Raw genomic sequence first — 21442 nt, 5'->3', positions numbered from 1 at the left:
ATATATTTGATCAGGCATCCAAATGCTATACTCGGCAATGATAAACTGCTTGTATCAATGGGTGAGAAGGGCAATATACTGGGATATTTTTACCCAAGGCGGGATTGGGCTCAACACATTGGTGAGTCCAAAGCCTGCATTTACACAGGTGGGAAGTTATTATGGACGGATTCTCCAGAATGGACCTCTAAACAGGAATATGTGGATGATACGAATGTAGTCACAACCCATCTGTCCCATTTTTCCGGTATCGAAGTATCAATTCATGACTTTATGCATCAGGATATGCCGGTCCTTGTACGGAAGTATGAGATCACATCAAAAGAGCATATCAGTGGCAAATTCTATTATTATTCTAATTTTCAGGCAGGAGAGACCCATCGAAGAAACTCTGCTTTTTGTGACCCGGATGCCGGTATGCTTGTTCAATACATGCAGAACTTCTACATTGGTCTGTCAAGTGCTCCGAAATTTGAGGAATGGCAGGTTGGCAAGATTCAGGAGAACGGATGGGTGGCAAGTGCCAGAAGTGATATGGAGGATGGTTATCTCCAGCGAAATGTTGAAGAGATCGGGAATCTGGACAGTTCGATCGGATGGGAAATTGACCTCTTGCCTGGTGAAAGTACAACCGTCACACTGTTCATCGGTATCTCTTCAGAAAGACAGTTGATATACAACCTGCTTGCTGATGTTATGGAACAGTCCCCTGAGAACATAATTCATGGATATGAGGATCGCTCGGTTCGATGGTTATCAAAAAAGCTATATTTAGAATTACACGTACTGGATGATGATCCCCTTTTCAAAAAAGAGGTGAATAGTCTATACGTTCGTTCATTACTTTCTCTGAACTTACTGAATGACCCTGATAAGGGGTCATTTGTAGCTTCTCCGGAGTTCGACCCTGCTTTTGAGATGTGTGGTGGGTATGGTTTCTGTTGGAACAGGGATACTGTAGAAGTCGTTCTTGCTCTGTTGAATGCCGGCTATACTGAATTTGCGGCAAAGTTCTTTGAATGGTGCAAAAGAACACAACTTCCTAATGGTTCGTGGTTCCAGAGGTACTGGCTTGATGGAAAGGAAGCTCCTTCCTGGGGAAATTTTGATGATTCGACCCAGATCGATGAGACCGGTTCAACGCTTTATGCGATCGATCAATATTACCTAAAACTGGAAGTGGTTGAAAGATCTGAATTTCTTAATACCATGTGGGAAACGGTGCTTAGGGGCGCAGAATATCTCATGGGAAGGACCTCCAAAGGTCTTCATGATCCCTGCAGGTGCCTGTGGGAATCCGATAAAGGCATATTCAGCTATACGAATGCTGCTATCTATGCCGGTCTGAAAGGTGCTGCTCATCTGGCCAGGGACAATGGTGAACCTATATTTGCAGAAAAATGGTTCGATAGGGCTGACATTGTCAGGAGGGAGACCATTGAGAAACTGTGGCTTGAGGAAGGTTATTTTTCCCGGGGCATTATTGAAAACAATATCCACAGGACCGTAGATTCGAGCATGATAGGGACTTTCATTCCTTTTGCTCTTCTTTCACCGAACGACCCTGATGAAAAGGCCATGATACTCTCAATGGTAGAGCATATCGAGAGGGTTCTCAGGGTTCCTGTCAATGGCTATTTTGGGATCAAACGTTATGAGAATGACAATTATATAGATGGTAATCCGTGGGTGGTGACAACATTATGGCTCTCCCGGGCCTTGCTCGCTCTTGCTATATCACTGGAGAAAAAGGACGATGAGTATGACCTGCTGGTGAATAAGGCAATTGAATACATTAAATGGACAATTAGAAGCACTACCAGCACCGGTCTTTTGTCCGAGCAGGTGGATAAGAACACCGGGCAAGCTGCATGGGCCAGACCTTTAGGCTGGAGTTGTGCACTATTTATAGAGAATGCTCTGCTTCTGAACGAATTAAAAGAAGCGTGAAAGGGATATGGTTCGAACTGAATATATCTTAAGGTGTAATTCGGATGTACTCATATACAACATATAATGGTGAATTCGATCATACATCCGCTATTTCCCGTGAATGGCTTATCACGAACGGTATCGGGGGATATGCATCATCTACCATCATTGGTGAGAATTCCAGAAAATACCATGGTCTCCTGGTCGCTTCTACAAATCCTCCGGTCGACCGAAGGGTGCTGCTTTCTTCTCTTGATGAAGAGCTCATTGTCGGAAATGAGGTCTATCGCCTTGCAAACCATAGGTATCCTGATACAGTGTATCCTTCAGGTTTCAAATATCTCGATCGATTTTCCGCTTCTCCTTTACCGACCTTTGAGTATAGTATCGGGAACATTAAGCTGATAAAGAAAGTATTCATGATCCATGGACAGAACACGACAGTTGTCAGGTATGAGCTATTAAATCCTGATAATGAGGATATCGTTTTCCGTATATTGCCTCTTGTGACCAACAGGGATTTCCACCAGCTTAAAAGGGCAGATGATATCAGTTTTAGTGAAGTATATGATGCTACAGGAGTTCAGCTGAGAACTGGTGATGGTGTTCTGCAACTGCGGTCCAATATGCAATATGGTAAGGAACCCCACTGGTATTATAATTTAGAGTATGACAGTGAAAGGGAACGGGGGGAAGCTTATCAGGAAGATCTCTATAACCCTGGCCATTTTGGAAGACATATTCGGGATAATGTAAGTGAAATTTATGTTGTAGCTTCGACCGGTATTTCAGAAAATATGGATATTGATCTTGAACTTGTTAATTCTGAATATGAAAGGGAACTTTCAAGGCAAAGGTATCTGCATGACTGCTGCGATCTGACCGATGATCTCGCAAAGAAGCTCGTCAATGCTGCAGACTCTTTCATTGTGCAACGCAACTCTACCGGTTCAAAAACCATCCTTGCAGGTTATCATTGGTTTGCTGATTGGGGACGGGATGCGATGATATCGCTTCCGGGACTTACTCTTGTGACAGGAAGATTCGATGATGCAAAAGATATTCTGACCACCTTTTCGGAATACTGCTCAGAAGGCCTTATACCAAACCGTTTTTCAGATGACGGTTTTTCTCCTCCTGACTATAATACAGTTGATGCTTCCCTATGGTTCATACATTCTCTTGGGCGATACTATTCCTATACCAAGGATGTCGAATTTGTTAAGAAGATGTGGGATACGGTTGTGTCAATTATCCATAATTACATCGAAGGAACCCTATACGGGATCCGTATGGATGAGGATGGACTCATTGAGCATGAAGGTCAGCTTACCTGGATGGATGTGAAGATAGGGGATCGGGAGATTACACCCAGGGCCGGAAAAACCTGTGAGATCAATGCTTTGTGGTACAATTCTCTCTGTATTGCCAGCTGGCTGGGGGAATTGATAGGTGTGGACACAAAGCGGTATCTTGAGATTTCTCAATTGACAAAAAGCAACTTCGTTGATACTTTCTGGAATCCGACGGAGAAGTGCCTTTATGACTGCGTCTCTGTAAATGAGGACATGTCTGTCAGTAAAGATGCATCCATCAGGCCGAACCAGATATTTGCAGTATCATTGCCATATACGATGCTTGATCCTGACAAGGAGAAAATGATCGTTGAAAGGGTAGGTGAAGAACTCTTAACTCCTTATGGTCTGAGGACCTTATCACCGGCTGATGGGCAGTATATGGGAAGATATAGGGGTGACAGGGATTCCCGGGACCGTGCATATCATAATGGCACGGTCTGGCCCTGGCTACTCGGACCATTCGTTACTGCATATACAAAGGTGCACGACAGATCCCCCTCAAGCCTGGAATACTGCAGACAATTGTTGCTCGATCTTGGATCTCATCTTGATGAGGCTGGGATAGGAACTATTTCCGAGATATTTGATGGTGATCTTCCACACAGGCCGGATGGATGCATTTCCCAAGCATGGAGCGTTGCTGAGATATTACGGGCTTATGTCGAAGATGTGAATGTTCAAAGTTAACACTGGTTGGGAAAAGTAACTCGAAAAATAAGCTTCAAGGCTAAAAAGGCAGAATTGATAGTTACCTTTGATCAGAAATCTGTAAAATGGTGATAAGTAAAAAGCTGACAAATAAAGGAGTTCCCGGTTTTACGGAAGGCTCCTTTATTTAGAAGAGGTTAGCATAAGATGAGAGTCTGAGGAAGGCCATCAGGGCAATGGATACTGTAAGGGTAGCAATGAAAGCTCCGTTACCATCGATCTTAAGTCCTCTGTTTGTCCATTCAAGGATACTGTCTTCATCATCCATTGTAGTGCCTGCGTAGTATGTTTCCATTTCTTATTTCCTCCTAATTTTATGGGCAGTGATTATCTATCACGATTAATCATTGCACACATCTATAATGATTAATCATTTATTAAGGTTTCGGAGTAAAGAATTATTTGTATAATTCATATTTTTCAAATTACCTATGCCCTCGCACAGTAAGTTGGAGCTATAGGTAAAGTGAAATCTAGCTTAGCATTCCGTTTTATTAGATTGAAAGTGTGTTTTTCTAAACTGTATAGTAAATTGAAAATATATACAAATTGAATAAAGTGTGCTCAATTTATTTACAATGCTATATAATATCTCCAATTTATACAGTTCTATATATACACCCCTTAAAATCAAAAAACTTAATAAGTTCCCAACTCCTAAATAAATTGTGCGTGAAAAAACGAGCATTTAGCATCACAGCTCAAATCGATAAATAGTTCAATGCTCAACTGCTCGTCAATACACACTGAACTTACAACAATTACAGGTGGTAGATATGGTAGACAATGATTTTCCGGCACCGTATGAGGGGTTTGTGCTCACACATACGGTGATAGTGAGTGATGTTAAAGCTTCGTGCGAATGGTACAAGAAAATTTTCGACGGTAAGGTGGTAATGGAGCCAAGTGCCGATGGTACCCCATGTATCATCAAAGTGGCAAATAGTTGGATCATACTCAATTTTGGTGGCGGAGAGCCGACGGACGACAAGCCTAATACTACCGTCGCTGTGAAGCAAAACCATGATATATTGAGTGCGTTCTTAAATGTTCGAGTGGCTGATCTTCAAGATTTTTATGAATCACGAAAGGAACTCGGTGCTGAGTTTATAACAGAGCCCAAAGATCACAGTGCTGAATATCGTTGCTATATGGTAGACCCAGACGGCTACTTGATAGAAGTTGGTGAAGCTAAGCCTCGTGAATAATTCCGCACCCGATCCTACACATATTATGTAGACCACTAGTCACAGCAACTTTTAGAAACTATTGCCCATGTCCTATGAATATGCAATGGTTGCAGAGGATAAATTTGTAGAAAACTAATAATCGACTAGTAAAATGCTGAATTTCATTTTGTTAAAGCCTGATGTTCGGATATTGTACCTAGCACAGAAAGTCGGCTATATAGGCAAGTCTATTTTTTTGTACGCTGATCTTTTGAAAAGTTAATAATCTAAATAATGAAGTTATTTTATTATTCATTTCGATTTTTATGGCTCTCGAATTAGTAACATTTTTTAGAAATTTTGATTACCATTAACTATAATTCCTTGTAGTACAAACATCAAACTGTATAAAATTTCATGATAAAGTTTAACAATTTTGGTGGGGGATTTAAATGTTAATTAAACAAAGTATAATATTTTGTTTTGTAATAGCTTTAGTATTAATGACCATGGGAACTGCATCAGCAAGCATATTTACAGTGAACAACAGCACCGGACCAGTAGCAAATTTCACATCGATACAAGCTGCCGTGGATGCTGCACTCGATGGCGACATTATCCTTGTCTATCCGGGAACATATATTGAGAACGTGGACGTGAACAAGCAACTAAACATCACATCAATAGGCGGCTCTGCCGTCACGCATGTCACGGCCGTATCTTCCAGTGACTATGTCTTCGATATTACTGGTGACGGAGTGACCATTAGCGGGTTCTATGTGATCGGAGCGGGTTCTGCTCATGGAATCTATCTCAATGAAACTGAAAATTGCATTGTTATTAACAACAAAGTGTCGAACAATCCCTATGGCATCTTTCTGTATCGTTCCAGCAACAACACACTTATCAGCAACACGGCATCGGGAAATTCCCGTGGCATCTATCTGTATCGTTCCAGCAGCAACAATACGCTGATCAGCAATACGGTATCAGGTAATTCCCTTGGCATCTATCTGGGTCGTTCCAGCAGCAACAACACACTCATCAGCAACAAGGCATCGGGAAATTCCCTTGGCATCTATCTGTATGATTCCAGCAGCAACAACACACTTATCAGCAACACGGCATCGGGAAATTCCCATGGCATCGCTCTGGATTATTCCAGCAGCAACAACACTTTGACTAACAACACAGCGTCGGATAACGGCCAAGGTATGGATCTTGATTATTCCAGCAACAACACTTTGACTAGCAACACAGCGTCGGATAATTCCAATGGTATCACTCTGTGGTCTTCCAGTAACAACACACTGATCAACAACAAGGTGTCAAACAATACCTACTACGGCATCGTTATGGATTATTCCAGCAACAACAGTTTGGCTAACAACACAATATCGAATAATACCTTAGGCGGGATCAATCTTGATGATTCCAGCAACAACATGATTATTAGAAACAAGGTATTGAGCAATATCGGGCATGGTATCAGACTGGAATATTCCTACAACAACACGTTGACCAGCAACACGGCTTCGTACAACAATGGTATTGGCATTGATCTATATGTTTCCAGCAACAATACGCTGATCAGCAACACAGTATCGAACAATACCTACTACGGCATTCTTCTGCGAGGTTCTAGCAATAATCTCATCTACAACAATTATTTCAACAACTTTGTTAACACTGATTTTTCCAGGAGCAACACAGGCAATATCTGGAATTCCACAAAGACCGCAGGTACAAATATTGTAGGTGGTCCCTATCTTGGTGGAAACTACTGGGCAAAACTGAATGGTACAGGTTTCAGCCAGATAAATGTTGATATGAATTGTGATGGTTTCTGCGATTCACCTTTAAGTAAATATGAATTGGATATGAATGACATTGACTACTTGCCGTTGTGTTTAGTTGCATTCAATCCGTACGATATAAATAAGGACTATGTGATCGATATTGGTGAAGTAAGTGCAGCAATCGATGACTACCGTACACAGGGAACAACATCTATTGCAGAACTCAGTGAACTGATAGATATGTATCGTTCAGGTGAGCCCTATTGTTAAGAATTAGTTGAGGGAATTATCCCCCATCTAATATTTTTTCAGGCATCTTGGGCCTTATACCTTTGTAACATATCGATCTACTATTTTTGCTCATTAATTTACTGATTAATTAATAATTGGTAAATTAACCTTCTATTCCTTCGATCCATACATCTCGTAGATATCATTGTAATCCCCGGTCATTTGTAATTCCAAGTACCTGTTGGCACAGTGGATGTCGCTGTTACAACAAATACAATTAAACAGGTGCGTCCTTAACTGGAATTTTTGTGTAAAATAAATATGATTTGTGCTTAAAATTCGCAACAGTTATTGCTAATCCAGTTTCCAAATAAATTATTAATACTTTGAGAACAATTTTTAAATACAATCTAAATTTTAAAAATATCTTCTTAATTATTTAGTGGGGTAAATAATGAGAATCAAACAAAGTTTGATAATTTGTTTTGGAATGGCTTTAGTATTAATGACCATGGGAACTGCATCAGCAAGCACATTCACAGTGAACAACAGCACTGGACCAGTAGCAGATTTCACATCGATACAGGCTGCAGTAAATGCGACAGTTGATGGCGACATCATCCTTGTCTATCCAGGAACATACAATGAGAATGTGGACGTGAACAAGCAACTAAACATCACGTCAACAGGCGGCTCTGCCGTCACGCATGTCACGGCTGCATCTTTCAGTGACTATATCTTCGATGTTACTGGTGACGGAGTGACCATCCACGGATTCAATGTGATCGGCCCAGGCTCTGCTTATGGAATCTATCTTCATGAAATTGAAGATTGCATTGTTATTAACAACAAAGTGTCGAACAATGCCTATGGTATCTTTCTGGATCCTTCAAGCAACAATAACACACTGATCAGCAACACGGCTTCGGGTAATTCCTATGGCATCTATCTAGGTCATTCCAGCAGCAACAACACACTGATCAGCAACACGGCTTCGGGTAATTCCTATGGCATCGTTATGGATTATTCCACCAACACCACTTTGACTAACAACACAGCGTTAGGTAATGGCCAAGGTATCGTTATAGATGATTCCACCAACATCAGTTTGATCAGCAACACAGCATCGGGTAATGGCCAAGGCATCGCTATGGATAATTCCACCAACATTACTTTGACTAACAACACAGCGTCGGGTAATGGCCAAGGCATCGTTATGGATTATTCCACCAACAACATTTTGATCAACAACAAAGCGTCTGGTAATGGCAATGGCATCATTCTGGATAGGTTCAGCACCAAAAATACGCTAATCAGCAACACGGCATCGAGCAATACCCAGGAAGGTGTCGTTCTGCTTTCTTCTCACAACAACAACCTGACCAGCAACACAATATCGAATAATACCGTCGGCGGGATCAATTTGATTTTTTCCAGTTACAACATGTTGACCAACAACACGGTATCGGAAAATATCGGGACTGGTATCAGACTGGAATTTTCCTACAACAACACGCTGACCAGTAATACGGCGTCGAACAATCTCGGATCTGGCATTACTCTATATGATGCCAGTGACAACAATACGCTGACCAGCAACACGGCATCGAACAATATCGGGACTGGTATCAATCTGGTGCAATTTTCCGACTACAACACGCTAACCAACAACACGGTGTCGAACAATACCTGGCATGGCATCCATCTAAATGATGCCAGCAGCTACAACATGCTGACCTGCAACACTGTGTCGAACAATACCAGGCATGGTATCGATCTGAATAGGGCCTACAACAATTTTATCTACAACAACTACTTCAACAACTCTGAAAACGTTGGTTTTACTAGTACCTGGGGTAACACAAGCAATATCTGGAACACCACAAAGACCGCAGGCACGAACATCATTGGCGGCCCCTATCTGGGTGGAAACTACTGGGCTAAACCGGATGGCACAGGTTTCAGCCAGATCAATGTAGATATGGATCGTGATGGTTTCTGCGATTTACCCTTAAGTAAATATGAATTGGATATGGATAACATCGACTACCTGCCGTTGTGTTTAGATGCATACAATCCGTACGATATAAATGAGGACTATGTGATCGATATTGGTGAAGTGAATGCGGCAATTGATGACTACCGTACACAAGGACCAACATCTATTGCAGATATCAATGAACTGATCGATATGTATCGTTCAGGTGAGCCTTATTGTTAAGAATTAGTTGAGGGAATTATCCCCCATCTAATATTTTTTCAAGCATCTTGGGTTTAACACCTTCACACATATCGATCTACTATTCCTTCTCTTTTATTTACTGATAAATTAACAATTGGTAAATTAACCTTCAATTCCTTCAATCCATACTTCTCGTATATCTCACTGTGATCCCCTGTCCGTTGGAACCCCAAGTATCCTGTTGGCAAGCCAGTAGATATCGCTGTTACAACTAACACAAGTAACCAGATACGTCCTTCGAAGACATTATGATCATAGAGCAGGCGCTGCCAGGAGTAACCTATGACAAAATGCCCGAAGAGGAATTCAAAGGATACTGTCAGCCGCAGCCACATCAGCCCAACAAAAATGAACTGCCTGGATGTCCCCGAAATACCTGAATGTTTCAGGGAAACATGGATGACTGCAAATATGACCGTGCATAAGATCACCGAACTTATCTGGTGGGCAAGAAGTTCACCGGTATAAGGTGGATAAAGCTCTATTGATATACCAGTTAATATGGCAGGTATGATGAACAGCACCCAGATACCAAAGGAATACTAATAAAGTTTCGGTATATAATTAGTAATTTTAAGCTTCAGTGATAAAAACTCATTCTTTTATTTAAAAATTAATAATGTAAGTTTTCAGTTTTAATTCAGCAAAGTAGAAAGTTTACGGTAAACTTTCAATATATTATTTTATGGAATAGTTTGGTTATTTTTCAAGTAATAATTTTAGCTCTAATATATCAAATAAAGTAGATTCTTTTAACTCTTGTATAAATTCTCTATTAAGAAGTACCAAATTGATTTGTTTATAATATATATTATATTATTATAGACATGGTTGAATAATTATATATGGGTATAAATCCTCATGCTCTATAATAAGGAGGCCCTACCTATCAAACTCATTACAATAATAACTATATTTTTACTTCTGTTTGTTTTTGGCTGTTTCAATTCAACTGCAGCAGGCGTAACACTTGAACCATCAACTCAAATGGCCACAAGTGGTGAAAGCTTCACCGTGGATGTTTTTATAACTCCGGATGTTGCAATTACAGGACTACAGTTCGATCTCGAATTTGACAGCTCAAAGATGCAGGTAGAAAGCGTATCTGAAGGCAGATTCTTAAGTCAGGATGGAGCTGCAACATTTTTCAACGACGGAAACATAGACAACAATGCAGGGATCCTTTCAAACGTTTACGGTTTGATAATGGGTTCTCCAAGCATCCTAGAACCCGGGTCATTTGTAAGCATTACAATGAGTGTTAAAGAGCAGGCTGCAAGCACATCAACAATTTATCTGAAAAACGTGATCATAAGTGACCCAGCAGGAAACCCCATAGATTTCGTGATCAAAAATACGACTTTGAATCTTAACGAAGCCCCTGTAGTTACATACAATCCATACGATGAAAATAAGGACTATATGATCGATATTGGTGAAGTGAGTGCGGCAATCGATGACTACCGTAGACCCGGGACAATATCTATTGCAGAACTCAGTGAACTGATAGATATGTATCGTTCATGTGAGCCTTATTGTTAAGAACTAGTTGAGGGGGTGTTATCCCCCATCCTATGTACAGCAATTCGCAGAAGCCCCCTTATCCTGAAACTGATGCCATGACATGTCATCCACATTATTTTTATACCCTCCAAAAGCTTTTGTACAATTTTAAAGCCGTTGTCCATTTTGATGCCTCAGTACATTTTACGCATCCGATGCCGATTATAACGGGATTGGGCTATATCTGAACGACAACAACCTATCTATTAGATCAAGAGTTCCTGTTTCTTCTACTCTTGATCGACTCCTTTATGACTTTTTGAAGATTGTGATCTTCAACGCACAGCAAGTCGGAGATATGGATAAGGGCAATTGTGGGGGACTTTGATGAGCGATCTATCTATCGAGAAGGGACTACTGGAGAGTGAAGAGATATACAAAGCGTTGTTTGAAGGTACTGCCGAGGGGATACTTGTTGCAGATATTGAAACAAAAGAATTTCTGTTTGCCAATCCAGCTATGTGCAAAATGTTGGGTTATACGGAAGAAGAATTGCTGCAAAAAAGTTTATTTGACATTCATCAGAAAAATGATCTGCAATCTGCGATCTCTGAATTTGAGGACCAGGCACGAGGGGAGAAAACCTTATCGTCATCCAGACCATGTTTGCGAAAAGACGGAACAACGCTATATGCAGATATTAACACAACCAATATCCTGATAAATGGAAGAGAATGCAATGTAGGTTTCTTCACAGACATCACTGAGCGTAAGGAGGCAGAGGAGGAGCTCAAATGGGAGTCCACTGCCAACAAAGTATTGGCGGAGTTATCGAATGCATTGATCGATCCTAAAGAGACAGTAGAGAATATTACGAAGCTGGTTATGGATCTCGCCATGGATCTCACTATGAGTAAACATGGATTTGTTTCTACCATTGACCCTGAAACAGGTTCCAATGTTGCACATAGCCTTACCGAGATGATGGAAGTGTGTCAAGTCTCTCTGGAAAACAAACGGATTGCTTTCCCGATAGGTGAGGCTGGAGTTTATCCCAGTCTCTGGGGGCATGCGTTGAACACGAAAAAGGCCTTTTATACCAATTCTCCTCGGACTCATGAAAGATCCGGTGGAATACCAAAAGGGCATATCGTACTCAACAATTTCCTCAGTGCTCCGGCTGTGGTACGGGACGAACTATTTGGACAGATCGCACTTGCCAATTCTGAAACAGGTTATACAGAACGGGAACTTTATGTGATCAAAAGAATTGCTGATCTCTATGGCCTATCAATGGAACGCAAGCGGATGGAAGAAGCCCTGCGTAAGAGTGAGGCTAGTTTGGGCAATGCACAGCGTATTTCCCATGTTGGAAATTGGGATTGGGACATCGTCAACAATGAGCTGCACTGGTCAGATGAGGTCTATCACATCTTTGGGCTGGAACCCCTGGAATCCAGGGCTACTTATAAGGCGTATATAAGATCCATCCATCCTGATGACAGAATGTTTGTTCTGGAACATGTAAATAAGGCAATATATGAAAACAAACCGTATGGTATTGACCACCGCATCCTTTTGCCCGATGGCTCAGAACGTATTGTTCATGAGCAGGGCGAAGTTACGTTTAACGAAACCGGTCATGCTATTCGAATGGCTGGCACAGTTCAGGATATTACCGTTCGCAAGAAAGCAGAGGATGCAATGTTCAATGCAAAACTTGTTGCAGAAGCTGCCAACAGATCCAAGGACGAATTTATTGCAAATATGACCCATGAATTAAGAACTCCTCTTAACGCTGTAATCGGATTCTCTGAAATGCTAATGCTGGGAACTTTCGGAACGCTCAATGATAAACAAACAAAATATGCGAACAATATCAATTCAAGCGGAAAACACTTGCTGGATGTTATCAACGATATCCTTGACCTTTCAAAGATCGAAGCTGGAAAGATGGAATTACATCCTGAAGAATTCAACGTGTCTTCTGCAATAGAGGAAGTGAACATGTTGGTCGCACCCATGGCCGAAAAAAAGAGGATAGAGATATCTACCGATATTGCAGACAATACTATTGTTGTTGAAGCTGACAAGACCAAGTTCAAGCAGATACTATACAATCTGCTGAGCAATGCCATTAAGTTCACGGATCAAGGAGGGTCAGTGACAATTGGAGGAAAGATCTCAGAGGACCTTGTGCATATTTCTGTAAAGGATAGTGGAATTGGCATTTCACCAGAGGATCAGGATAAACTGTTCAACCCTTTCTTTCAGGCGGACTCTTCAAGTACCAGAAAGTATGGGGGTACCGGTCTTGGCCTTGCCCTTATCAAGAAATTTGTTGAAATGCATGGTGGTGAGATCTGGGTCGAATCCGAAGTTGGAAAAGGCAGTATCTTCACATTTACAATTCCTATGGCGAGCAAAGTGCAATAAAATATTATTCAGGAGTATTAGTGATATTATTAAAGGCTATATAGCACCTGAATATTAACATAAGTAATATTACTAAACTCCTCTGTTGCTATCGATTTTCTCTTTTATCGATGCAAAACCTGTATAAAAGTAAGTATTGAAACGATCAAAATGATCAGCGATAAAAAGACCTTCTTATTTTGATGAGAAATAAGCTGAGATGCACGAACTCCAAGCTGGGCACCCAATATGACACCAGAAAAAAGAAAGGGCTGAAGAATACGGCACCTCCGATTCCTGCAGCCATTGCGATCATAGAGATTAGAACGCCCACCGGGAACATGAACCAATATTCGATCATATCGATCCTGTTGATATGAAGGTGTTAAAATACACCCTCATCAATTATTTTCCATTCATTTCAAGACAATAATACGAATCTGAAAGTTCATTTTCAGTATATACCTTGCAGTCCCCGCAGACGCATCCTTGTTTCTCGGTAATACATTTACTTTTTCCAAAAGCACAAAATAGTCCTTCCATATGTTCAGCTTCTGAAACATCACCTTTCATCATGTGCATCATATTACTTGGCATAGCCTTTGCCTTGCATGCAAACGTATAACTTGGACATTTCATACACATGCACTTACTTAGATTATCTTTACTTTTCTCTACATTTCCCATTGTACCACCCTTATTTGATGTAAATTACATCATTTTCTAAAAAACGACTATGTATGTCACATGTCGTATATTTATAAAATGTACAGTGTTACTATTTAGCCTTTTTGGATTTTGAGAAAGCCAGCCACAGAGGAGGCATCAGTTCTAGTTCCCGTTCCCATTCTCTGTCAACTCTGTGGTTCGAATCTAACCATAGGTTTTCTACAGAGCCCAAAAAGCTAGAATTAATGTCCTGTATTAGTGCCTGACAACACAAACATCAGCGATCCCAGACTCCTGCCTGACCCTGGGACAGTATCCTGTTGGCAAGCCAGGGGGATGTCGCAGTTACGATCAGCACAAGCAACCAGATGCGCCCCTCGATGATATTGTAATCATATAACAGCCGCTGCCAGGAGTAACCTATGACAAAGTGTCCGAAGAGGAATTCAAAGGATACTGTCAGGCGCAGCCACATCAGCCCAACATAAACGAACTGCCTGGATGTCCCCGAAACACTTGAATGTTTCAGGAAAACATAGGTGACTGCAAATATGACCGTGCACAAGATCACCGAACTTATCTGGTGGGCAAGAAGTTCACCTGTATAGGGTGCATAAAGCTCTATCGATATACCATTCAATATGGCAGGTATGATGAACAGCACCCAGACACCAAAGGAATACAAATAAAGTTTCGGGATCACATTAGTAATTTTGAGCTTCAGTGATAAAAAGTTATTCTTTTATTTGGAAATTAATATTATAAGTTTGTAGATTTAATTGAGTATTTATGTGTTAATTAGATATGTATTGTCCAGATTATGAACATTTGTACTTTGTTAAGGTTCGAATCTTATCTCTCACACATTAAGTTAGGGATATAGATAACTCTATTTTTTTGTACGCTACGTCCTTTAAAGTTCAAAATTTGTAATGAAACATTGTTTTAATAGATGTATAATTTTTAGATAATAAACCCTTGATTTTAAGATTTTTCAAACAATTTTTTAAATAAATTTTATGAATTTTGTCAAAATTTAGTAAGTTATAAGTATATATGAGTTTATTTAATGATGGGGTGGATAAATTTGGCAAATATATATCCAGAGTGGGAAGATATCAATAAATTCCACAACGAACTTACTGAAGGGGAACGTCATATTGCAGAATATCTGCATTCAAATCTATCTGATGAATGGAAAATTTATGTTCAACCCTTTTTAAATGGTACTAGGCCAGATATTGTTTTATTAAGCCAGCAATTTGGTTTAATTATTATTGAAGTCAAAGATTTGATTCTTGAAAAGTATTATTTTGAAAATGGTACGTTATATGTAAAAAAAAATGGGAATCATCCTGTACCAAATCCAGTCAATCAAGCTAGACACTATTACGATAAATTGAATATTCTTATTCCTAAGTTAGAATCAAAAGTCAAAAAGGATAATAAACTAATACGTAAAATTACTTACTTTCATAAAGGATCGCAGAATTCCGTTGATAAATTTTTTCCAAAGGCTTGGAGCAATGAGACATTAGTTGGCAGTGATGGGCTTCATACCAAAAAACTAAATGATTTTATTTATTATGCTATCAATAAACGCCACAATTTAATGGACTCTGAAACTGTTAAGCATATTAAGACATGGCTTCAACCACCATTTCATTCTAAAGAACAGGGTGAGACTATTACTCTCAATAGTGAGCAAAAGAATCATGCCAAACCTAAGCCTGGCTCACATCGTTTAAAAGGGGTGGCTGGAAGTGGTAAAACATTAGTCGTAGCACACAGAGCTGCAGCTTTGGCAGCAAATGGACATAAAGTCCTCATTGTATCATATAACAAAACATTAGTGCACTATATGCATGATATGGTTAAAAGAACACCTTTTGATTTTGAGAATAAACAGATTGTTTATAATCATTTTCATGGATTTTGCAATGATGTTTTGAATGAATTGGAATATCCTAAACCATATAAAGAAAATGATAAAACATATTATTTAGAGAATATTGTTCCTTTTGTCAACAAAGCACTTAATAAATTTGTTGAAAATGGAGAAAATATTGAAGAATACAAATATGATGCAATTTTGATTGATGAAGCTCAAGACTTTAAAGCCGAATGGATTGAATTATTAAGACTATTCCTTAAGGGCCGAAAAGAGTTTTTGTTAGTTTGTGATGAAGCACAGAACATTTATAAGCGTGATTTAAGGTGGACTGACAATATAGGGACAAAAAAAGGTTTTACTGGACCATGGGGAAAATTATCCAAATGTATTCGTCTTCCCAAGTTGATTGCTGAAGAAGCTAATCGTTTTTCAAAAATGTATCTATCAAATATTGAGCTACATCCAATACCCACTCAAACCAAATTATTTGAATTTGATCCTATATTAAAGTGGATATCTTGCAAAAATGATGATGAAGCAAAAGACCAAATTGAAGCTGCATATAAATACTTATTTAGTGAAATTTGTCAACATCCAACTGATATTGCCGTGCTTTTCCAAGAAAAAAAAATGGGAAAAGAAATGGTTGAAATATTTGAAAATAAAAATATTAATGTAAACCATGATTTTAATAATCGTCACAAGAACTCATTCTGGATGGGGGATTCTCGCACTAAAATGAGCACAATCCATAGCTTCAAAGGATGGGAACTAAAAAATATTATAGTCGTTGTAACATTAAACAAACCACATCAAATATACACAGCAATATCAAGAACTATGGAAAATTTGATAGTTATAAACCTTGTCAGCAAATATAATGAATATGGTCAAAACTGGCCTAATACCGAATCATTCAATGTAGGGAATTGATTTTCTATGCCTTAAAGGTAGATTATATTCAACATCCTTCCCACTTATCCAAACGATCTCATATAGCATTAAGCGTAAAAGGCTTATCAACCATATCAAGAGATTTCTCTCTTCTTCAACAAATCCAAAAAAAAGAATAAAAAAACTACCTTAATGCCTCAATGTCCCAACATCCTCAAACCCTTGTCTCTGACCAGTACCGGCCTGCTTGACAAGTTTTTCAGGGTGGAACAACATGTTGACGACATTTAAGGCGTGTTCGCGGGAGCGCATTTCCATGAGGAATGCGAGTTCCTTTTCGTCCTTTCCCTCGTCCTCATGTACGAACACTTCGATAATGTGGGTGTTCGTCATGAGTTGGGCCTGGATGATGCCGGTGGAGGCTTCGTGGGCACAGATCTTGTCCTGTTCCTTGGAGCCGGGCATTCCCAGAGCTATTACTATGTCGCATCCTTCTTCTTCGATGAGCTTCTTGGATGCTACGGGGAGGTCCTTGACACCGGGAACGGTTATCCGCTTGATCTTAGCGGATACGTTCTGCTGGATCTCGTCGACGGCTGCACGTCCCATATTGAAACGTGCAAAGGTCGTATCGGCAACGCCTATAGTTTTCATGTATTATACTATGGTTTATAGTGTGTCAAATACTTTGGCAGCAGCCTCGGTACCTGCCCCCATCTCATCAACGACATTGAGTTTCTTGAAAACAAGTTCAAGGTGCTGGATGGTCATCATGAGGTCCTTTGGAGCAACATTGCCCATACTGCCTATCCTGAAGATCTTGCCGCTGAGTCTGTTCTGACCGCCTGCGATAATGATGCCCTTGTCCATCATTCCCTTCTTTATATCGTTGCTGTCAACACCCTCAGGTGCCTTCATTGCGGAAACTGTACTGGAATAAGCACTGGTTGCGTTAAGCTGTGGGAACATCTCGATGCCCATTGCATCCATAGCTGCACGGACAGCAGCAGCGCCTGTTGCCTGCCTCTTTATCCTTGCATCCATGCCTTCTTCCATAACGATCTTCAAAGCTTCCTGAAGACCGAAGAACAGAGGCACAGCAGGTGTATATGGGGTCTGTGACTTGGCTGCACTCTTCTGGTATGCCTTAAGGTCAAGATAGTATGGCAGATTCTCCTTGTTCATAGCTTCAAAAGCACGTTCGCTTACTGAAAGCATGGAAAGGCCTGGTGGTGCAGCGATGCACTTCTGTGAACCGACAACAGCGATATCAACGCCCCAGTCATCCACTTTCACATCATCTCCACCGATGGAGGTCACGCCGTCCATGATGAACAATGCATCGTACTTCTTTGCAAGCTTACCAACTTCAGGAGCTGGATTGCGTATACCTGCTGAGGTCTCGTTGTGTACCATGGTAACGGCCTTGGCACCCTCGGAAAGCTTCTCCTCTACAACATCGAGGTCAACGGAGGTTCCCCATTCGCACTCGACAGGAACTACCTGTCCGTATCGGGCTGCGATATCCTTGAACCTCTCCCCGAACTTACCATTCTCGATAGTGACGACCTTGTCATCTTTATCGATGGTGCATCCAAGAGCTGCTTCCATGGAAGCTGTTCCTGAACCGCTGATGGTCAAAAGATCGTTCTCGGTCTGGAAGATCTCTTTCAGCATTGTGGTACAGTCATCGAACATTGCGGAAAATTCCTTGCCCCTATGATTGATCATAGGTCTTGACATTGCCCTGAGCACGCGAGGTGCAACAGGAACAGGGCCAGGCATCATAAGTAGTGTGTCTTCAAGGTCCATGTAATATCTCCTGTAAATTCAATAAATAATTGATCCTATTAGTGTCTATTTCTATGAATAGCCGCTATAAATAATAAATAATTGAGCTACCTTATGTAAATCTACTATATAATTGTAGTCAGCAAAAAAGAATAGTGGCATGGGTTTGGCAAACAAATGCCTGCAAGTCCGTTTTAGCCATGCAACAGCTTGATCACATCATGTTTTGTAACGAATCCCGTGGTAACCCCTTTCTCGACCACAAGGACCGCCGGATTTCTCTCAAGCAGATGGGATACTTCATTAAGTTCAGTGGTAGGTGAAACTGTTGGGAAGGTATCGCCCATGATATCCCTGACCCTCATCTGGGAAATATCCGATGCTTTTCTCTCTGTCATGACCTTAATAATAGTGTCCTCGGAAATACTGCCCAATGGAACACCCTGATCGATGACCGGAACCTGGGAAAAGCCATTCTCTTCCATCAGATGCACAGCGGATTCTACCGAATCATCGGAAGATACAAAAATAACAAGCGTGTGCATGATATCCCTTGCCAGCACTTTCTCCTTCTCTACTTCCTCAAAGGCAGTAAATATCTTCCTGAGTGTCGATAACCTCGGGTCGACATCACCTGCTTCAATACGGGCAATAAGAGGTTGACTGACACCGGCACGCTTTGCAAGTTCGCTTTGTGTAAGGTTCAGTTCGAGCCTTTTCTGTCGTAGCCTCTCAGGTGTTGGAAGTTGCATAATATTACTGATAGTAATTATAGTATTTAAGGAATTTGACCCGTCAACAATCTAAAAATATTACTTGATCATTCAATGTTGCTTTTCAACGGTATTGTGAAAGTAAAAGTACTTCCTTTTCCAACTTCACTCTCGACCCAGATCTCGCCACCATGCATTTCCACAAAACGTTTCACAAGTGTAAGGCCAAGTCCTGTTCCCTGCTGGACCTTTGTATTCATTTCTTCGAGTTGCTGGAACGGACTAAAGATAGTTCCAATATCTTCTTTGGCAATTCCCATTCCCGAATCCTTTACACTAACATAGAGCAATTCATCCTTTATGTTCGCAGATACGACAACATTTCCGTTATTTGGCGTGAACTTTACTGAATTGCTCAACAGATTGTAGAGTATCTGTTTGAACTTGGTCTTGTCAGCCTTAACAACAATGGTATTGTCTGCAATATCGGTAGATATCTCGATCCTCTTTTTTTCGGCCATGGGTGCGACCAACATGTTCACTTCCTCTATCGTAGAAGATACGTCGAACTCTTTGGGATGCAGTCCCATCCTTCCAGCTTCGATCTTTGAAAGGTCAAGAATATCGTTGATAACATCCAGCAAGTGTTTTCCGCTTGAATTGATGTTTTTCGCATACTTTTTTTGTTTATCATTGAGGGTCCCAAAAGTTCCCAGCAGTAACATTTCAGAGAATCCGATCACAGCGTTAAGGGGCGTTCTTAGCTCATGGCTCATATTGGCAAGGAACTCACTTTTTGCGCGGTTTGCAGCTTCTGCCTCGAGTTTTTCCTGCATGACCGTTTCAGCTTTTTTGTACTCAGTAATATCCCTTATAATTGCCATGTCTGCCGAACGCCCCTCGTATTCGATAGCAGATGGACCTATGTCCACTGGAATTCTCCTCCCATCCTTTGAGATTATCTCTATCTCATAATTAGTGGGGACATCTTCACCACTCAATCTCTTCATATACCTTTCTTGTACCAATTCTTTGTATTCGGGTGGAATGAAATCAATAAATGGTTTTTCGATTTCATCCTTGATAGAAAACCCCGTGATATTTGCCATTTTTTGGTTTGCATACTTTATTAGACCATCTTGAAGAATGACTATCCCGTCATTTCCCTTTTCAACAAGGGTGGTATATTTCTCATCGCTTCTCTTCTTTTCTTCAATATAGTTTTCAAGAAGAAGGTTCTTCGCCGTAAGTTCATCTGTTTTTCTTTTGACCTGATCCTTAAGTACTAAATTTAGTATGATCAGAAGAGCGATAACCCATAATCCGATGGTCAAATATGGTAGGATCAATTTAAAAATATCTTCTTTTTGTTTTGGTAATTCCTGTGGAGGAGTTCCTACCAATTCTAAATATGAATTCATATCATTGAGCAGGTCGATATTGTTCCCATCCGTAACTGCAAAATACTGTCCAACAGGTTCTGTTTCTATAGGTGTTGCTTTCACATCATATTTATTACTGTAATAATTACCAAAAGTATAGTCAATTACTCCTGCATCAGCTTTTCCGCTATCGATATATTCCAGGATTGTAATATACTCAGCAACTTCGATATAATTAGCCTCAATCCTATATCTTTCCATATATCCTTTGAAATGATTAAAACCGAAGTCATCTTTATTTCCTACGATGGTTTTGCCTGAAAGGTCAAGTATGGAATTTACTTCGATCTCTGGAGTTACATAGACCTGGCTCCAGTAGACATATGAAGGCTCTGTTGTGAAATTGAATACATCATCCCTTTCTTCAGTATAAGCAATATTGGTGACAATATCTACCTCACCTTTTTCAAGGAATTCAAGTGCTTCTGCCCAGGTGCACTCTATGTATTCGATCTCCCAGTCATTCTGCTTGGCCATGTCATTGAGAAGATCAATAGTTATCCCGGCAGCATTACCATTCTCATCAGTGAATATCATTGGTTCATACTGATATAATGCAACTTTCACTTCTCTTGCATTAACTGGGTTTGTCATTGAAAATAAGAGTATCAAGACAATTGCAATGAATAATATCCATCGGGTATTTGCTTTGCAGTCCATGTTCAAGTATCCGATGATCCAA

17 protein-coding genes are annotated in these 21442 nt (G+C 40.4%); 9 read left to right on the top strand and 8 right to left on the bottom strand.

The genetic code is table 11. The annotated features are described in order from the left end of the window. Positions 1–6: 6 nt before the first annotated feature. A complete protein-coding gene (locus AC20MK_RS06785; RefSeq protein ID WP_487355119.1) occupies positions 7–1950 on the top strand; it encodes a glycoside hydrolase family 15 protein in 1944 nt (647 codons plus the stop codon). A 44-nt stretch (positions 1951–1994) separates the two neighbouring features. Then, positions 1995–3977: an amylo-alpha-1,6-glucosidase gene (locus tag AC20MK_RS06780; RefSeq protein WP_487355118.1), complete on the top strand. Its 1983-nt coding sequence runs from the start codon at positions 1995–1997 to the stop codon at positions 3975–3977. A 148-nt stretch (positions 3978–4125) separates the two neighbouring features. Here the strand turns inward: AC20MK_RS06780 and AC20MK_RS06775 are convergent, their stop codons facing one another. Beyond that, positions 4126–4293 carry a hypothetical protein gene (locus AC20MK_RS06775; protein ID WP_487355117.1) on the bottom strand — a complete coding sequence of 56 codons (168 nt, stop codon included), beginning with the start codon at positions 4291–4293 and terminating at the stop codon, positions 4126–4128. 481 nt (positions 4294–4774) lie between these two features. On the opposite strand from AC20MK_RS06775, the gene AC20MK_RS06770 reads away from it, so the two are divergent. The 3 genes from AC20MK_RS06770 (at position 4775) to AC20MK_RS06760 (ending at position 9418) form a co-directional block, all read left to right on the top strand. Then, a complete protein-coding gene (locus AC20MK_RS06770) occupies positions 4775–5206 on the top strand; it encodes a VOC family protein (RefSeq protein WP_487355116.1) in 432 nt (143 codons plus the stop codon). A 413-nt stretch (positions 5207–5619) separates the two neighbouring features. Then, entirely contained in the window at positions 5620–7236 is a 1617-nt protein-coding gene (locus AC20MK_RS06765; protein WP_487355115.1) for a NosD domain-containing protein, read from the top strand. A 451-nt stretch (positions 7237–7687) separates the two neighbouring features. Then, positions 7688–9418 (top strand): NosD domain-containing protein, encoded by a 1731-nt coding sequence (locus tag AC20MK_RS06760; RefSeq protein ID WP_487355114.1) that lies wholly within the window; start codon positions 7688–7690, stop codon positions 9416–9418. A gap of 62 nt (positions 9419–9480) precedes the next feature. Here AC20MK_RS06760 and AC20MK_RS06755 read toward each other — a convergent pair whose 3' ends face one another. Next, a complete protein-coding gene (locus tag AC20MK_RS06755; protein WP_487355113.1) occupies positions 9481–9963 on the bottom strand; it encodes a hypothetical protein in 483 nt (160 codons plus the stop codon). A gap of 337 nt (positions 9964–10300) precedes the next feature. Between AC20MK_RS06755 and AC20MK_RS06750 the strand changes: the two genes are divergently transcribed. The 3 genes from AC20MK_RS06750 to AC20MK_RS06740 all read left to right on the top strand — a co-directional run bounded on the left by AC20MK_RS06750 (position 10301) and on the right by AC20MK_RS06740 (position 13737). Beyond that, the gene (locus AC20MK_RS06750; RefSeq protein ID WP_487355112.1) at positions 10301–10981 is read left to right on the top strand and encodes a cohesin domain-containing protein; all 681 of its coding nucleotides are present in this window, start codon (positions 10301–10303) and stop codon (positions 10979–10981) included. A gap of 348 nt (positions 10982–11329) precedes the next feature. After that, positions 11330–13378: an ATP-binding protein gene (locus AC20MK_RS06745; RefSeq protein ID WP_487355111.1), complete on the top strand. Its 2049-nt coding sequence runs from the start codon at positions 11330–11332 to the stop codon at positions 13376–13378. Between the two features lie 179 nt (positions 13379–13557). Further along, positions 13558–13737, top strand: a complete 180-nt coding sequence (locus AC20MK_RS06740; RefSeq protein ID WP_487355110.1) for a hypothetical protein — start codon at positions 13558–13560, stop codon at positions 13735–13737. Positions 13738–13762: 25 nt separating this feature from the next. Here the strand turns inward: AC20MK_RS06740 and AC20MK_RS06735 are convergent, their stop codons facing one another. Together AC20MK_RS06735 and AC20MK_RS06730 are read right to left on the bottom strand one after the other, a co-directional pair. After that, entirely contained in the window at positions 13763–14044 is a 282-nt protein-coding gene (locus AC20MK_RS06735; protein ID WP_487355109.1) for a DUF2769 domain-containing protein, read from the bottom strand. Positions 14045–14303: 259 nt separating this feature from the next. Continuing rightward, positions 14304–14729, bottom strand: coding sequence for a hypothetical protein (locus AC20MK_RS06730; RefSeq protein WP_487355108.1), 426 nt, complete (start codon positions 14727–14729; stop codon positions 14304–14306). A 384-nt stretch (positions 14730–15113) separates the two neighbouring features. Here AC20MK_RS06730 and AC20MK_RS06725 point away from each other — a divergent pair, with 384 nt between their 5' ends. Continuing rightward, positions 15114–16853: a nuclease-related domain-containing DEAD/DEAH box helicase gene (locus tag AC20MK_RS06725; protein ID WP_487355107.1), complete on the top strand. Its 1740-nt coding sequence runs from the start codon at positions 15114–15116 to the stop codon at positions 16851–16853. A 150-nt stretch (positions 16854–17003) separates the two neighbouring features. Here AC20MK_RS06725 and ribC read toward each other — a convergent pair whose 3' ends face one another. The 4 genes from ribC to AC20MK_RS06705 form a co-directional block, all read right to left on the bottom strand. Continuing rightward, complete coding sequence (gene ribC, locus AC20MK_RS06720; protein WP_487355106.1) at positions 17004–17468, bottom strand: riboflavin synthase; 465 nt, start codon at positions 17466–17468, stop codon at positions 17004–17006. A 15-nt stretch (positions 17469–17483) separates the two neighbouring features. Beyond that, positions 17484–18626 carry a pyridoxal-phosphate-dependent aminotransferase family protein gene (locus AC20MK_RS06715; protein ID WP_487355105.1) on the bottom strand — a complete coding sequence of 381 codons (1143 nt, stop codon included), beginning with the start codon at positions 18624–18626 and terminating at the stop codon, positions 17484–17486. Between the two features lie 173 nt (positions 18627–18799). After that, positions 18800–19357, bottom strand: a complete 558-nt coding sequence (locus tag AC20MK_RS06710) for a CBS domain-containing protein (protein ID WP_487355104.1) — start codon at positions 19355–19357, stop codon at positions 18800–18802. 68 nt (positions 19358–19425) lie between these two features. Next, complete coding sequence (locus AC20MK_RS06705; protein ID WP_487355103.1) at positions 19426–21354, bottom strand: ATP-binding protein; 1929 nt, start codon at positions 21352–21354, stop codon at positions 19426–19428. Positions 21355–21442: the final 88 nt, after the last annotated feature.

This window comes from Methanococcoides sp. DA23, assembly GCF_057593895.1.
The sequence above is the reverse complement of the archived record's forward strand: the minus strand, read 5'-3'. Positions and strand labels throughout refer to the sequence as shown.